12 protein-coding genes are annotated in these 15,637 nt (G+C 34.5%); 7 read left to right on the plus strand and 5 right to left on the minus strand.

Translation table 11 applies throughout. The annotated features are described in order from the left end of the window. Positions 1-38: 38 nt before the first annotated feature. Positions 39-3,932 carry a type IX secretion system sortase PorU gene (porU, locus tag BW939_RS08720; protein WP_076451642.1) on the minus strand — a complete coding sequence of 1,298 codons (3,894 nt, stop codon included), beginning with the start codon at positions 3,930-3,932 and terminating at the stop codon, positions 39-41. A gap of 162 nt (positions 3,933-4,094) precedes the next feature. On the opposite strand from porU, the gene gldJ reads away from it, so the two are divergent. Continuing rightward, a complete protein-coding gene (gene gldJ / locus BW939_RS08725; protein WP_076451643.1) occupies positions 4,095-5,696 on the plus strand; it encodes a gliding motility lipoprotein GldJ in 1,602 nt (533 codons plus the stop codon). Positions 5,697-5,759: 63 nt separating this feature from the next. After that, entirely contained in the window at positions 5,760-7,031 is a 1,272-nt protein-coding gene (locus BW939_RS08730) for a UDP-N-acetylmuramoyl-tripeptide--D-alanyl-D-alanine ligase (protein WP_076451644.1), read from the plus strand. Here the strand turns inward: BW939_RS08730 and BW939_RS08735 are convergent. After that, a complete protein-coding gene (locus BW939_RS08735; protein ID WP_076451645.1) occupies positions 7,024-7,635 on the minus strand; it encodes an NUDIX hydrolase in 612 nt (203 codons plus the stop codon). The two genes, BW939_RS08730 and BW939_RS08735, sit on opposite strands and share 8 nt — an antisense overlap. A 30-nt stretch (positions 7,636-7,665) precedes the next feature. On the opposite strand from BW939_RS08735, the gene BW939_RS08740 reads away from it, so the two are divergent. After that, positions 7,666-8,055: an orotate phosphoribosyltransferase gene (locus tag BW939_RS08740; RefSeq protein ID WP_076451646.1), complete on the plus strand. Its 390-nt coding sequence runs from the start codon at positions 7,666-7,668 to the stop codon at positions 8,053-8,055. A gap of 28 nt (positions 8,056-8,083) precedes the next feature. On the opposite strand, the gene BW939_RS08745 is transcribed toward BW939_RS08740, so the two are convergent. Genes BW939_RS08745 through BW939_RS08755 form a run of 3 tightly spaced genes read right to left on the minus strand, consistent with a single transcriptional unit; the run spans position 8,084 to position 11,014 of the window. Continuing rightward, positions 8,084-9,130 carry an anhydro-N-acetylmuramic acid kinase gene (locus BW939_RS08745; protein WP_076451647.1) on the minus strand — a complete coding sequence of 349 codons (1,047 nt, stop codon included), beginning with the start codon at positions 9,128-9,130 and terminating at the stop codon, positions 8,084-8,086. An 11-nt stretch (positions 9,131-9,141) separates the two neighbouring features. After that, positions 9,142-9,729 (minus strand): LPS export ABC transporter periplasmic protein LptC, encoded by a 588-nt coding sequence (gene lptC / locus BW939_RS08750; protein ID WP_076451678.1) that lies wholly within the window; start codon positions 9,727-9,729, stop codon positions 9,142-9,144. A 1-nt stretch (position 9,730) separates the two neighbouring features. Continuing rightward, a complete protein-coding gene (locus tag BW939_RS08755) occupies positions 9,731-11,014 on the minus strand; it encodes a hypothetical protein (protein ID WP_076451648.1) in 1,284 nt (427 codons plus the stop codon). 216 nt (positions 11,015-11,230) lie between these two features. Here BW939_RS08755 and BW939_RS08760 point away from each other — a divergent pair, with 216 nt between their 5' ends. The 4 genes from BW939_RS08760 (at position 11,231) to BW939_RS08775 (ending at position 15,632) form a co-directional block, all read left to right on the plus strand. Beyond that, complete coding sequence (locus BW939_RS08760) at positions 11,231-12,349, plus strand: DNA polymerase III subunit (RefSeq protein WP_076451649.1); 1,119 nt, start codon at positions 11,231-11,233, stop codon at positions 12,347-12,349. Between the two features lie 237 nt (positions 12,350-12,586). Further along, positions 12,587-13,213, plus strand: coding sequence for a TetR/AcrR family transcriptional regulator (locus BW939_RS08765; RefSeq protein ID WP_076451650.1), 627 nt, complete (start codon positions 12,587-12,589; stop codon positions 13,211-13,213). Beyond that, a complete protein-coding gene (locus tag BW939_RS08770) occupies positions 13,197-14,510 on the plus strand; it encodes a TolC family protein (RefSeq protein WP_076451651.1) in 1,314 nt (437 codons plus the stop codon). The genes BW939_RS08765 and BW939_RS08770 overlap by 17 nt, the downstream gene beginning before the upstream one ends. Before the next feature lie 18 nt (positions 14,511-14,528). Further along, positions 14,529-15,632 carry an HlyD family secretion protein gene (locus tag BW939_RS08775; RefSeq protein ID WP_076451652.1) on the plus strand — a complete coding sequence of 368 codons (1,104 nt, stop codon included), beginning with the start codon at positions 14,529-14,531 and terminating at the stop codon, positions 15,630-15,632. The last annotated feature ends 5 nt before the right edge of the window (positions 15,633-15,637 follow it).

The following is a 15,637-nucleotide window of genomic DNA, read 5'->3' on the forward strand; positions in this document are numbered from 1 at the left end:
TATCAGTTTTATAGATATATTTCGTTAAAATTATAATTTTACTTCAAAAGTACCATTTTTTCTACAGCTGTAGCACTTCCTTTGCATTTTTCTTGATTTTGGCTTTTTGCAAATATCTTAAAAATATACGTACCTTTTGCTACAGTGTCACCAAAATCATCTTTTCCGTCCCATTCTATTGCTTGTTTAGGGGTTCTGTAGCCCTGTAAGAATGGTTCTGCAATAACTGCTGAAGAAATTGTTTTTACTAATTTCCCCGTTATTGTATAGATTTGAACATTTACATCCAACATATCATCACAATTGTGTTCAAAATGAATGTAGGTTTTATTGGTAAAAGGATTGGGCCAGTTCATTGGTCTGTTGATAATCAAATGTTGATCAGACTGATCTTTTACCTCAAAGTTTAACGTGGATATGGTAGAATTATTGTTGATGTCCCAAACTTTAAAACTTAGTTGATGTTGTCCTATGGCTAGGTTTCTGAAAGGATAAGTTACATTTCCTTTCTGATATTCTGCAAGAGAGGGATTAAGACATCCATTTCCTTCACCAGGAGCAAAGAAATCATTGAGTACAACGGTATTGATTATTTGCCCGTCAAGATATGTTGTAATGTCGTGTCCTACACCAGATCCGGTAGAGTTTATCCCTGTATCGTCTGTTAAGCATGCCAATAGAGTGGGGTTTTGATTGGTAATTCCTCCGTTCGCAAAATTGGTGTTATTCATGTATAACTTTACTTTTGGAGGCTCGTTATCATTAATTCCGTTTGGATTTAAATCTCCTACCTGAACCGACTGATTATTGAAGACATCAGAAACTTTATTGTCAGCATAACCTAAAATTCTACCTTGTCCCAAAGTATAATTAATGTCTTTAGGAACATAAAATTCTACTGTAAATTGACCATTTTTTGCAATTCCCGAAGCTTTTACAATTGCATTTCCTTCTTCTGTATAATTTAGAATAGGAGTAAGGTAACCGGGATTGTTTAAAGTTTTCTTATTTAATTTTTTATCAAAAATATTAATGACTACACGACCGTTGAATGTATTATTTAAAGTTCCGTTTGCATTGTTAATATGACCGGTTACTTTCACAAAATCTAAACCTCTGATTAATCCTGGAATTGGGCTTTCAATATTATCAATAACCAAAAGTCTCTTTGGTCTGCTGAGTTTCATTGCAGGATCTCCCAAAACATTTACTTTGAAATGATTGGGATCGCTTGGTTTAAGTTTTTTAGCATTTAAGTGTGCATCACCAATTGAAATAAAATCGTCATTCGTCAATTTAAACATTTCTCTCGTATAAAGATTGGTAAAATCAATACCATACCCTACACCTACTGCACGACTGGAAGTAATCATGGAAGCTGGACCTCCTTGTTTTAATTTCATAAGTTGCTCGCCGGCGGAAGATGTTCCTGGCTCATCCCATAATGTAAACTCACAAGTAATGGTTGATACAAAAGGAAATCTACTGTAAATATTTGAAAAGTTGTTAGCGGCTTGAATTTCGTCTGTAGTAAATACTCTTTCTTGCGCCCATCCGCTGATACCTCCATGCCCAAAATAAAAAAGATAAAGACTATTACCCATATCATTTGCTATGGCTTGGTTTACCTGCGGATATCTTCTGCCTCCAGCTGTACTCTGGCCTTGAAATGAATCTAAATAAAGTTTTCGAACATTGTATTCTTTAAGGTTGGTATTTGCAGGGATTTCAAAAATACTTTGTAAAGTATTATTCATCACTGTGTGGAAAGCTGGTCCGCCATCATTATCATCATCCACTACAAAGTCCAGCTTCATTTTCCATTCTCCAAATGAGTTGGATTGTCCTGGTAAAGCATTATAATAGGCTAGTGTTTTATCAACCATATTTGCAGCTTCAGTAGAATTTGCAGCTGGAAGCCTGCCAATAGGAATATCGGGAAGGTTACTGGTAAGAGTAATATTAGTTTGAGGTTTAGTCATTACAATGTAATCATCCGTAATATAAGAGCTTACAAAGTCTCCAGATTCTTCACTTTCGTAGCTAGAAACAATGTTGCTGTTATTTGGTATTCTATTTTTGTAATCAAAAGAAGCATCGCCAAGTATGAATACATATTTCAATCGTCCTGCCGGGGTGTTTAGCTTTGTGATGAAATCTCTAATGGCGGTAATGTCTCGGCTTCCGCTTCCGAATTCATTGTAAATTTTTGTAGGATCTACAATCTGTACATTAAAATTATTTTTTGTTTGGTGGTAATTTGCAATTCTTTGTGCTTGCCCCATGAGTTCTGGCGTTGTAAGAATCAAATAATCTACATTTTGCATAGCAGATAAATCTTGGTTACCTATCTTTTCAACAAATTGTGGTGCAAACGCAGCGTCTGCTTTAAAAGCTACAAATTCATTATTAAAAAAAAGATTAGAAGTAGTATATGCAAAATTAAATGCTCCAGAGCCGGCCTTATTTACTCTTCTGTTTGCGTTGGTAATATCACTTACATCCCAAACTTGCTCAAGGCTTCCGGTATTAGAGATTCCAAAACCATAGGTAGTATTGCTTCCGCTTTGAAGTGAGAAATCTCTGAAAATCATTTGAGATCCGTTATACGTCAAATCTTGTTTGTATTGTACTTCAAGATAATCGAAATGAAATGCTCCATTTGGGTTTGTTCCAATATTAGGAAGATAATTAAATGTTATTTGATTTCCTGTGAGGTTTGATATATTCCCAGAATATCTCATCTGGAAATAATCATAATTATAGAATGGTGTGTTTGCAGGAACTGCTGAAGTGAAGGGGTTCAAGTTGTTAATGTTGAAAGACACACTATTTTGTTGTGCATTGAAACCTATTACCTGAGTACGGTATTTTATGACATCACCTGGTTGAATGGGGGTAGCTACATTAATTACAATATTTTTGGGAGCAGAAAATGGTGTTTCTTCCGCCCAAATTCTTCCTACTTTCAAGAGGTTTTTTTGGTCATTATTAATGACTTGATAATCATCATATCTAGTTATAAGAGAAGTTGCTGGTAAATTTACATCAACATTTTGCACTCTTTTTCCAGCGCCTTTATCAAAATTGATGTAATAATAAGAAAATTCTTCATAGATATTTTTTAAACCATTGCTTCTGTCAATTCTAGTGTCTGCTCTCTTGAATCCGCTACCATTTGAAGTGTCATATAAATTATATCCGTTTGGGCCTTGTGCATAAAATAATGCGTAGTCATTATCATTCCATACATTATCTTCTTCACCTACAACTTGAATAGAATTTTCTTGAAGTGCACTGTATTTTGTGTCTTGATTGTATTCTGGTAGCATCACACCACCATTTCCATAGATTCTGAAATTCTTCGGGTTTACATTCGTGGGATTTATGCCAATATCTTTTAAAAACTGTGTTGTAATTTTAAAAATACCAGATTTATCAACTTTTATTTTATAAAATCCTCCCGCAGAAAGAGGGTTTATTGTAGTGCCTATTTTTGCTGTGTTCAAATTTTGAGAAGCTCCGTCATCAACGAGTTGAAAAGAGGATAGTCTCTGTACTGCACCATTTATTTTTTTAAATAGCGAAACATTATAGCTAGCATATCGCTCACCTTCAATATCAACATAGGTAACATCTTTTATTTCGTAATCTGGAAGTTGTGATTCACTAAGCTCAAAAAGATCTTTGTAAGAAACGTTTTCCCATTGCAAATTTGTGATTTTCAATCGGGTTTCTCCTGTTTTTACTTTATTGTGTATAAAAACATTATTCTGGCTAAAAGCAAAGCCTTCGTTTTTAAAAGCAGGCAACACTTTTTTTACTGTACCAAAATCTTCAGTTTTAGAGCCGTTCCATTCTATGGCAACACGCTGCGCCTTTAATGTGGTTGCTAAAGAAAACAGGGATATAAGAATTATTTTCAGTCTCATGTTTATGTATGGATTTCCAAATTACAAAATAAACGAAAATTTTAGAAATACATAGAAAACAATAAAACTAATTTCACATGGTTTTTCAAAAAAATCAAATCTTTATTTGATTTATTGAATAATTTACTTTTCTTTGTACTTTGAATAATATTTATATCGACTATGAAAAAACTAAAGTTGTTTTCATTAATAGCATTGAGTTCTACACTTGCATTAACCAGTTGTGGTGGTTCGGGTACCGGCAAAGGTGGTGGTACCAAAAGTTTTGTCTCTAAAACAGGTTGGAAACCAAACGAAAAACAAGGTTGGTTTTTTGCAGGAAAACAACAAGAGCAGAAAGGATGGCCGGGAATGGTGTATGTGGAAGGTGGAACTTTTGCAATGGGATTAGTGAAAGATGATGTAATGCACGATTGGAATAACTCGCCTCGCAGAATGCAGGTAAGCTCTTTCTATATCGGTGAAACAGAAATTACTAACTACGAATACCGCGAATACCTTACATGGTTGAAGTATGTATTCCCACCAAGTGATCCTAGTTTTAAAGAAATCTACAACGGCGCTTTGCCAGATACTTTATTGTGGGACAACAAGCTTTCTAGAAATGATTTCAATGAAACTTATTTCAGAGATGCTAACTATGACTACTATCCTGTAGTAGGTGTAGCTTGGGCTCAGGCAAACAGATACTGTGAATGGTTGACAGACAGAGCAAACGAAAAAGCTTTGATGAACGCAGGTATTATTGCTAAAGATTTATATATTAACGAATCTAATAACCAAGGTGGTACTGCATTTAATATGGATAAATTCAAATCGAATGATCCTGAAATGCAAGGCTACATCAATGAGCAAAGAAGGCAGCAAAAAACAGGTATCAAAACTACCAATGCTAGACTTATTGCTGCAAACAGAGCTCCAGGTGCAGATATGGTAACTAAATTCAGACTTCCTAGCGAAGTTGAATGGGAGTATGCCGCTCTAGGAATGGAGAAAAATAGAGAATATAACAACTATCTGGGAAAAACTCCTCAAATTCAAAACCTTAGAGGTACGAAGGGAAGAGACAGAGGTATGCTTCTTGAAAACTTCAAACAAGGACAAGGTGATTATTCTGGTCCTGCAGGTTGGAAAAACGACGGTTCAGCTAAAACTTCAGACGTAAGATTATACCCTTCAAATGCTTTAGGTATTTATGGAATGTATGGAAACGTTGCAGAATGGACAGCTGATGTGTACAGACCAATCGTTGACGATGAATACAGTGATTTCAACTATTACAGAGGTAATGCTCCTCAAGCAATTGTAAGAAATGGAGATGGTACTTACAAAATGGTTGACGAAACCAATATGAAGTATGATACTTTAAGAGACGGAAGATTGGTTGCAAAAAACCTTCCAGGTCAGTATGAAAGAGAAACTATTGCAGACTACACCAACTTCAGAGATGGAGATAAGCAGTCTTCTCTTAACTACAGAAATGCTTCAGACTCTGCAACATCTTACAATATGTACAACGGAGCTAAGAAAAACTTCTTCGTTGATGCTAACGGAAAAGTGAAAATGCAAAAAGATAGTGGTAAAAGAACAACTCAAATTTCAAATGAAATCAGAGTGGTAAAAGGAGGTTCTTGGCAAGATTCAGCGTACTGGCTAGATCCAGGACAAAGAAGATTCAAAGCTGAGAATACAGGGTTTGCTTGGATTGGTTTCCGTGTAGCTCAAGATGCTACTTCAAAAAACAAAGGTAGAACGAGAAGATAATTTATTATCAAAATATTATACAAAAACCTTCTGATTTTTCAGAAGGTTTTTTATTTTTGAACTATGAATGTACAAGACTTTTATAAAATATTTTTAAAGGCTGATAAGGTAACTATAGATAGTAGAAAAATTAGCAAAAATGACTTGTTTTTTGCCTTTTCGGGAGATAGCTTCAATGCTGCTACATTGGCTGAAGATGCCATAGATAAAGGCGCTTTAGCTGTAATAGTAGAGCAGAAAGAGTTTGAAAATGAAAATAGAAATATTTTCTATACAGAATCTACGTTAGATTTTCTACAAGAGTTAGCAATATATCACAGAAATCAGCTTAGAATTCCAATTATTGGGCTTACAGGCAGTAACGGGAAGACAACAACTAAAGAAATTATTCATGCTGTTTTGTCTGAAAAATATAATGTACAATATACTTTTGGTAATTTAAACAACCACATCGGAGTTCCTATTACAATCCTTTCTATTAAGCCAGAGCATGAGATGGCTGTGGTAGAAATGGGCGCCAATCATCAAAAAGAAATTGAGTCGCTTTGCGCTATTGCCAAACCAGAGATTGGCTACATTACTAATTTCGGAAAAGCGCACTTAGAAGGTTTTGGTGGTTTTCAAGGTGTTGTTAAAGGAAAATCTGAACTTTACGAATATTTAAAAACAAATCATCAAACAATTCTTGTTAACGAAAATGATGAAATTCAAGTAGATAAAACTAAAGGGTATTCTCCAAAAATCACTTTTGGAAAAGAAAATTCTAATTATCAGTTTGAAATAATTTCTGAAGAACATTTTGTAGGATTAAGTTTTAAACATCAAAAAATCATTTCAAAGCTTACCGGAGAATACAATTTTACCAATCTCTGCGCAGCTGCCAGTTTAGGTTTGCATTTCGGAGTTGATGTAGATAAAATTAAACACGCAATAGAAAATTATACACCCACTAATATGCGTTCTCAAATAGTGCAAAAAGAAGGTAAAACTTTGGTTTTGGATACCTACAATGCCAATCCCAGTTCTATGAGTGTTTCGTTGCGTAATTTTGTAGGTTTTGAAGGTACAAAAACGATCATTATAGGTGATATGCTAGAACTTGGTGAGGAAAGCGAGAATGAGCACCAAAATATCATAAATCTGGCTCAAAGTTTAAGTTTTGATCAAATTATTACCGTTGGAGCAGAGTTTAAAAAAGTTAATTTATATTCTGAAGCATTCTTAAATACAGCAGAACTTATAGATTATCTCGAGCAGAATAATATTAATTCCAAAAACGTTCTCCTAAAAGCATCCAGAGGAATTGCTCTAGAGAAAGCGTTAGATTTTATTTAAACTTATTCTCATTAAAATCACTTAAAATCAACTTAATATTTTTGAAAGTGTTTGGGAAAACTTCAGCAGTAATCTGTGCGCAGTTTTTCCAAGCTACTTCTGTAATTCCTTCCTCGGTTTGTGGTTTTGAAGTGTCTTCTCCATCAAAAAACATTTCAAACCAGTGGGTATATTTCAACACACGGTCGCCATTTCTTTCAATATAAATATGATAAGTGGTATTGATAAAATCTTTTAAGACTACATTCGTAAGACCGGTTTCTTCTTCTATTTCACGAATGGCAGACTCTTCACGAGATTCACCTTTTTCCATTTTACCTTTGGGGAGATCCCATTTTCCAAGTCTTTTGATGAAAAGAATTTCTTGGGAAGCATTGTTTACAATACCTCCTGCAGCTTCTATTTTTCTGAAAAGTAGATTAAATTCTTCCCAAATTCTTTCTAGATTTTCACCATGCACATTCAGTTCAGAAGTAGATGTGTTCTGAAGAAGGTCTAAAGCGATTTCTAATGTGGTAGGGTTTTCGTAACCGACTGTTTTTTCTAAGTTTTCGGGATTCTTAGACAGTAATAATTTTTTTTCGTTGACAAAAACTTTATACATTTGTAATAATTTAATTACAAAAATAAAAAAATGAATTTAGAAGGACGAAAAATAATCGTGAATAAATCTGCAAAAGAACTTTCAGAGGTTTTGAAAACGCCGGAAAATTACAAACAGTTTATGCCAGACGGTCTGCAGAAATTTGAAACACGTGAAGATGGCTTCAAATTCGGACTTCAGGGAATGCCTGAAATTGCTTTAAAAATAGACGAAGTTACCGATACGAAGGCTGTGTTGAAATCTGCAAGTTCTAGCCTAGATTTTGCTCTTACAGCGGCTTTGAATCCTTTAAACGAAAACCAGACTGAGGTTCAGATGTTGTTTGAGGGGAAATTTAATCCTTTCATAAAAATGATGGTTGAAAAACCGCTTCAGAATTTTATTAACTCCTTGACAGATAAAATTGAAACTTATAAATAAAATAAAACCTTCAGAAATGAAGGTTTTTTTACGCAATAATCCCTGAGCTGTGATCCCGCAAACTTCCGGTGGCAGAAGACATAACATTCACCTCATTATTTATTCTTAAAACTCCCATAAAAGCGAATATAAGAGCTTCTTTGAAATCAATAATGCTTTTGTCTGGAATAATGATTTCGCAGGAAGTATTATACTTAATCTTTTCGATAAGATAAGAATTATAAGTTCCACCACCCGTAAAAAGAACTTTTTTCAACCTATTTTCATTTAATATTTTAAAAATCTGAATGGCTGCATGTTCTGTAAATGTAGCTAAAGCAGTGAGCGAGTCTACATTTTCTAATAGTGGAAAAATATAATGGTTACAAAATTCTATTCCTAAAGATTTTGGATGTTGATGATGGTAAAATTCAAGATTGTTAAGTTTTTCAAGTAAGTTTGAATCCACGCTACCTTTTCTTGCGCTATCTCCGTTTTCATCAAAACTTTTGCCGAGTTGTTGTGAAATTTTATTTAAAACAATATTCACTGCGCAAATATCAAAGGCAATTCTTTTTTGTGCTTTTTTAAATGAAATGTTAGAAAATCCGCCCAAATTAAGACATCCATCATATTGTGAAAACAGTAACTCGTCACCGATAGGTACTAATGGAGCACCATTTCCGCCCATCAAAACATCTTGACTTCTGAAATCGTAAATGACGGGGATATTGGTTTGCAACTTTATTCCTCTTCCGTCGCCAATCTGCAGGGTAAATTTTTTATGTGGTTGATGGAAAACCGTATGGCCATGAGAAGCGATAAGATCAATATCGGTAATTTTTTTGTCTTCAATAAAAGTTTTTACTGTTTTACCAAGATAAAAACCATATTCTGAATTTAAAGCAAGAAGATTCTCAGATGATAAATGAAGCGAGTTTCGTAAAGCTTTTTCCCAGTTTTCAGGGTAACAAATAGTTTCAGCTTCAATGATTTTGAATTGCCACTTATTGTCATATTTTTCAAATTCCGCAAAACATATATCTAATCCGTCTAGGCTGGTTCCAGACATTAACCCTATTGCTTTAGATTTCATTACAAAAGGTTTTATTGAGCCAATTTGGTATGACTTACATCAAGATCTCCAGAATTTTTAAAGAATTTATATTCTGTAAAATCATCTTTTGCGGTCATCCCATGAGCTCCTACTAATACAGAACCATCTGGAGTAGTTGTATAAACAGTATCTCTTGTGTAAATTCTTTGCTTGCGCTGATCCCAAAAAACACTCTGCGTTGCAAATCTTCGTCCGTCGTTCGTCGTTATTTTTACATCTCCTTTCGCCTCATAGAATTTTTTGTATTCGAAAATTCTGGCATATTTTGCTGTAATTGTTCCAGGTTTTGGGTTTTTTTTATCGAAAAAATCTATTTTCATTCCCTTTGTTGCTACTACATACGGGCTGTCAATTAATTCATACTTTTCCAGAATAGGAGCGAAAGCTTTTAAAGTTATGATCCCAGAATCGCGCTGTATAATATTGGCATTTTTAATAACAGTGGAAGGGAAGTTTTTACTGTTTGAGCCTTTTTGCTTTGTAAGATCATCTTCACAAGATGTGATTACAAAAAATATAGCACAACTAGAAAGATATGCTATATTTTTAAATTTTAAATTTTTTGAGAATATTCTCATTTTAGTCATAAAGATTTTTTCTAAACCACTTGTCTGCAAAGTTGAAACCAACCTTCAGGTTTACATAGTTTTGATTAATCAAGTTGTCATTAAGTGTTCCTCTTTTTCCTGCTTCAACGCCAATCTCAAGACCACTCATTCTTTGGATGTTGCTTGTCTTGAAAGGAAGCAAAACTCCTGCAGAGATACCATATTTATTGATACTGTTGTTGGCAATTTTTAATCCACCTCTTTCATAGAATGCTCCATATCTGTAAACAACTCTTGAGAAATAACTTCTAAAGTTGTTGTAATTCGGAAGGTACCAACCTCCAGCAGAGATTTTATAAGTGTCTTGGAAATCGAAATTCTTTCCGAAATAAGAGATGGTTTCTCCTTTTTTATAGTCAATTTGTGCTGAGAGGAACCATTCATTGTTACTTCCGTATCCTATACCAAGAGAGGCATTCAAAGGCATTAGGTTTTTAGAATTAGCATTTTTTTGCTCAATAATAGATTCTCCTATTTTTGTTTCACCTGTACCATAATAGTAAGTACTGTTTTTGTACTCGGTAGTCATATTACTCGTATTGCCAAAAGTAGCAGTTGCTCCTAATGTCAACTTTTTATCAGTAGAAGTGTTGAGTTTCTGATAACTTGTACCCAAAGTGAAATTAAAGTTCTTAATGCTGTTTTTGGTTTCATAGCCATTAATCAATTCTGCATTAGTCACCGTAAATTCATTAATGTCGTAAAGGTTTCCGAAATAAAAATTGGCTTTCGCACCTACAGATAAACCAGAACCCAAATTATAAGAAAGTGCTGCCTGAGCCGTATTTAATGTTCCTTTTCCTGTAAACCTGTTGGCATTAAAGTTCCCAGATGCAGCAGGTGTTTCCACAGAATTCAAAACATCGTAGCTTTTTGAGCTATAAGGTTGGTAGAGTAATCCCATTTTCATTTTTGGTGAAAGTGGAAAAGCAAGTGAAATATTAGATAAATACGTAGAATGTTTAGTAGACTTTGTATTGTTATAGTTGGTTTTGAAGTAATTATTTTCGTTGGTGGCTTCCAACTTGATGCTTGTCAGCTCAAAGTTGGTATTGTTTGCCGGATTACCGAAATTAAAATTACTGGTAAAATCACTGATATAAGCTGTTGAAATGCCTCCCATAGAGGATGTCTCAATCGTATTATCAAACTTTACATCTCCAATTCCATAAGTTGCGTATGGCGAGTTGCTTAAACTCTGCGCATTAAGGAAATATCCCACCGAAATGAATGATAGTACAAAGATTTTTTTCATTCTTGATTTTTAAAATAATGCGCAAATATCTTAAATATTAATGAATTGTAAAAATTTACTGAGGTTAAAGTTTGTTAAGGGTAATTTTACATCAATTATCAGTCAACAATTGGCTTTACTCTTATTTTTTGCTCTTCAGAAATAAAGTATTCTTTCGAGGAGTAAAATTGGTAATTTACCAATTTCTATATCCATAAAATCTTTTATCTTTGAAACATGAATTGGGAAAACATCGCCGGACAAGAAAATCTTAAAAAACTTCTTCAAGACAGCATCACCGAAAACAGAGTGAGCCACGCCCAACTTTTCATCGGAAAAGAAGGTTACGGAACGATGCCATTGGTTTTGGCGTATGCAAGAGAGATTTTGAAAGGTGAAAACGAACATGCTGCATCTAAAGTAGAACATTTTAATCACCTAGATCTTCACTTTTGTTTTCCTGTGTTTACCGACAACAAAAATTCATTAAGTAAAATTAAATTTGATCAGTTCAGAGAGATGATGCTAGAATCGCCTTACGCAAGTTATGACGACTGGACCGCTTTTCTGGAATCAGAAAACAAACAGTTGTTTATTTCAGCAGACGAAATCGATGATCAAAACCAAAAATTTGCTCTTAAAAGTTTTGAAGGCGGAACCAAAATTCTGATCGTCTGGAGAGCAGACAAAATGAATATTGCAGCTTCCAATAAATTTCTAAAGTTTCTTGAAGAGCCACCCGCAAAAACAATTATTCTGCTAACAGCTGAAAATGTTGATGATATTTTGCCAACGATACTCTCCCGTACACAAGTTGTAGAAGTTCCACGAATTACCGATGAAGATTTAAGTATTTATCTTAAAAATCAACTCGCTGCTTCGGATGAACAAGCAAAAGCAATTACTCACGAAGCGCAGGGGAATTTAAATGAAGCGATAAAACTTTTAAATTCAGAAATTAAAAACCCAGAATTTGAAAAACTTTTTGTGCAGTGGGTTCGTGATGCATTTATGGTAAAAAAGAAACCAGAGTTTCTTAAAAATATCATTTTTTGGGCAAGAGAAATTGCAGGATGGAACAGAGAAAAGCAAAAAAACTTTCTTAATTATGCTTCCGAAATTTTCAGATTGGCTTTATTGCAGAATTATCAGTCTGAAGATTTAGTTTATAAAAAAATAGACGCAAACGGATTCAACTGGGTTGGTTTTTCTAAATTTATCAGTGGTGCGAATATCATCAGTATTTTAGATGAAATCAACACTGCCGATTTACATTTAGCCAGAAATGGCAATCCCAAAATTGTTTGGACAGATTTGGGAATAAAACTCTCAAGATACATTCATAAAAATTCATAAAACTTCAGACTTAGGTCTGAATTTTTTCTTTCAATCTCCCCGATTTTATATAATTTAATAAAATCTGCTCAATCTGCAAAATCAGCGACAGCCATTTGCAATAGTGCCAACTCAACAATTATTTGTTTGATAATCAGCATGTATATTGCCTAGGTCTACATTTTAAATTTAAATCCAATCAAACGTTTGATTTTATAGTATTCCTGTTGTATATTTGCACCCGTAAAATTCACAGCAATGATTTCAAAAGAAGAAAATATTTTATTCGCAGCCGAGCAGCTTTTTGCAGAAAAGGGTTTTTCTGGAACATCAACCAGGGAGATTTCTAGGGCAGCCAACGTTAATATTTCTATGATTTCTTATTATTTCGGTTCAAAAGAAAAATTGTACGAGAAATTAGTAGAGTACAGGATGAAAGAAGGACAGTTTTTTTCAAAAGACCTTTTAGAAAGGCAAGATATTAATGAATGGGAAAAGGTTGAAAGGATTGTAGATCAGTTTGCAGGAAGAGTTCGCAATCATAAAATGTTTTTTAGGATCATGCAGAGAGAGCAGTTATACAGCGAAAATCCGCAAATTGTTGAATTTCTGAAAGAGACTAAACTGAGCTTCATCACCATGTACTCCAAGATTTTGGAAAGTGGTTTAAAAAATGGAATTTTTACCAAAAATCCACCTATTTATTTGCTGCATTCTACGGTAAGTGGAACTTTATTCTATGCTTCAAATGCCAAGCAGATGTACAAAGATTTTCTTAAAAATAGTGAAGATGAAATGGTTTTTGAAGAAACGTATTTCAAAGAACTTACACAACATATAAAACATATTTTAAAAGACCTTTTAGGTTATGAAGAGAATAAATAACTCAGCTCTTGTACTTTTCCTTTTAGCAGGAATGATGTACACACACGCTCAGGAGAAAAAACAGCTCAGCCTCGATGAAGCCGTACAGCTGGGAATCCTGAACAGTAAAAGTTTAAAAATAGATGCTGCCAAAATAGAAGAAGCCACTGCTGATCTTTTGGAAGCGAAAAACAGACAGCTCCCTGAACTGAGTGTTTCGGCAAGTTATCTTTACCTTCCTATCAAACCAACTATCGACTTGAAAATTCCGGGTGTTGCAACTGCAGGGGGTCCGGCGGTTCATCAAGTAGCATACGGCTCGGCAAATGTAAGCGTTCCGATTTACAGTGGCGGAAGAATAAAATATGGCATCCAGTCTGCAAAATATTTGGTGGAAGCATCAAAATTAAGCAGTGAAAATAATAAGGTAGCCATTGCCTACAACGTAGCTCAAGCCTATAATAATTTATTTAAAGCCAATCAATCTATTAAAGTTTTAGAGGAAAACCTTTCTGCTTCTCAAAAAAGAGATGAAACTTTTCTTAAACTTGAAAACAACGGAGTCATTGCAAGAAACGATCGTTTAAAGGCAAACCTTCAGACTTCGAATATCGAATTACAGTTGTTGGAAGCAAAAAACAACTACAATATCGCCAATATCAATATGGATTTGTTGCTTGGTCTTCCAGATAATACGGAAATAGAAGTTGGTCAAAATTATTTGGATGAATATAATGATGTAAAACCCGTCGATTTTTATCTAAATGAAGCAAGAGAAAACCGTAAAGATTTACAAGCTTTAGACCAACAGAGAAAAGCTGCGGAACTGGGAACAAAATCTGCGAAAGCAGAAAATCTTCCTTCTATTGCTTTCACCGGCGGTTATGTAGCAGCAGATATTCCAAAATTTTTAACGATTTATAATGCAGTGAATGTTGGAGTAGGCATTTCTTACAATTTATCAAATCTTTGGAAAGAAAACTCAGCTTTGAAGCAATCAAAAGCAAGAGAAATGCAGTTGTCTGCAACCAATGAATTGATGAATGACAATATTAAATTAGAAGTCAACAGAGAATATCAAAACTCAGATTATTCTAAAAAGAGAATTGCTGTTTTCGAAAAAGCAGCAGTTCAGGCCAATGAAAACTACAGAATCACAAAAAACAAATATGACAATGGTTTGGCAACGATGACCGAACTGCTGGATGCGGATGCAGCACAAATTGCAGCAAACGTGGGAGTGATTAATGCAAAAGCAGATGCAGCACTGGCGTACAGAAAACTATTACAAACTACAGGAACTTTAACAATCAAATAAAAACAGAATAATATCCAAATGGAAAATAACAATACTCAAGTAACTGAACCAAAAAAGAAAAAAAGTTTGGTTTTCCCAATAATTTTAGCGGTCATCATCATCGTAGGTGGAGTCTACGGATATAGAACCTATTCTTACGGGCAGATTCACGAAGAAACGGATGATGCTCAGATTGCTTCTAATATGAACCCCGTTATTTCAAAAATTTCAGGTTATGTGGCAGAAGTAAAAGTGAAAGACAACCAGTTTGTGAAAAAAGGTGATACTTTGGTGATTTTAGACAATAAAGATCAGAAAATGGCTTTGGAGCAAGCTCAGGCAGCTTTGTCCACTGCGAAAAGTAATATTTCTTCTGCGCAGTCTTCTACCAATGCCACTTCAAAAAACATTAACAGTTCACAGGCTGCTGTAGCAACTGCGAATGCACAAATTGAAGCAGCAAAAGTAAACGTGTGGAAGACGTCTCAAGATTTAAAAAGATATTCAGTTTTGGTAAAAGACCACTCAATTACAGAACAACAATATGAGCAGGCTTTGGCTGCAAAACAGTCTGCAGATAAGCAGTTACAGGTTTTAGTGGAGCAAAGAAATCAGATCGCACAACAAACCGGTATTGCATCTTCACAAACTGAAGCGAGTTCTCAGCAGATTTCAGTTGCAGGTTCGGTAGCGAAACAGAGAGAAGTGGATGTAGAAAGTGCTAAATTAAATCTTTCTTACACCATTATCACGGCTCCAGAAGATGGTTTTGTTGGGAAAATTCCTATTCAGGCTGGGCAGTTTTTGCAGGCAGGTGCACAGTTATTTAGCCTAGTTAAAAATGATCAAAAATGGGTAATTGCCAATTTTAAAGAAACTCAGGTCGCCAAAATGGTAGAAGGACAAAAAGTGAAAATAGAAATTGATGCTTTTCCTGACACAGAATTTGAAGGAGTAGTAAGCTCATTCTCCCCAGCAACAGGATCTACATTCTCTATTTTGCCTCCAGATAATGCAAGTGGAAACTTTGTAAAAGTAGTACAGAGACTTCCGATAAAAATAGATTTTATAAAATTAGACCCAAATATTGCAAAAAGATTAAGAACAGGGATGAATGTGAAAGCAGAAGTTTCTTTGAAGTAGATTAA

It is taken from the genome of Chryseobacterium piscicola (assembly GCF_900156685.1).
Taxonomy (GTDB): domain Bacteria; phylum Bacteroidota; class Bacteroidia; order Flavobacteriales; family Weeksellaceae; genus Chryseobacterium; species Chryseobacterium piscicola.

Bases quoted from the DNA above. Each gene is read 5' to 3' on its own strand.
- porU (WP_076451642.1), bottom strand. From the start codon at position 3,932: ATGAGACTGAAAATAATTCTTATATCCCTGTTTTCTTTAGCAACCACA.
- gldJ (WP_076451643.1), top strand. From the start codon at position 4,095: ATGAAAAAACTAAAGTTGTTTTCATTAATAGCATTGAGTTCTACACTT.
- BW939_RS08730 (WP_076451644.1), top strand. From the start codon at position 5,760: ATGAATGTACAAGACTTTTATAAAATATTTTTAAAGGCTGATAAGGTA.
- BW939_RS08735 (WP_076451645.1), bottom strand. From the start codon at position 7,635: ATGTATAAAGTTTTTGTCAACGAAAAAAAATTATTACTGTCTAAGAAT.
- BW939_RS08740 (WP_076451646.1), top strand. From the start codon at position 7,666: ATGAATTTAGAAGGACGAAAAATAATCGTGAATAAATCTGCAAAAGAA.
- BW939_RS08745 (WP_076451647.1), bottom strand. From the start codon at position 9,130: ATGAAATCTAAAGCAATAGGGTTAATGTCTGGAACCAGCCTAGACGGA.
- lptC (WP_076451678.1), bottom strand. From the start codon at position 9,729: ATGAGAATATTCTCAAAAAATTTAAAATTTAAAAATATAGCATATCTT.
- BW939_RS08755 (WP_076451648.1), bottom strand. From the start codon at position 11,014: ATGAAAAAAATCTTTGTACTATCATTCATTTCGGTGGGATATTTCCTT.
- BW939_RS08760 (WP_076451649.1), top strand. From the start codon at position 11,231: ATGAATTGGGAAAACATCGCCGGACAAGAAAATCTTAAAAAACTTCTT.
- BW939_RS08765 (WP_076451650.1), top strand. From the start codon at position 12,587: ATGATTTCAAAAGAAGAAAATATTTTATTCGCAGCCGAGCAGCTTTTT.
- BW939_RS08770 (WP_076451651.1), top strand. From the start codon at position 13,197: ATGAAGAGAATAAATAACTCAGCTCTTGTACTTTTCCTTTTAGCAGGA.
- BW939_RS08775 (WP_076451652.1), top strand. From the start codon at position 14,529: ATGGAAAATAACAATACTCAAGTAACTGAACCAAAAAAGAAAAAAAGT.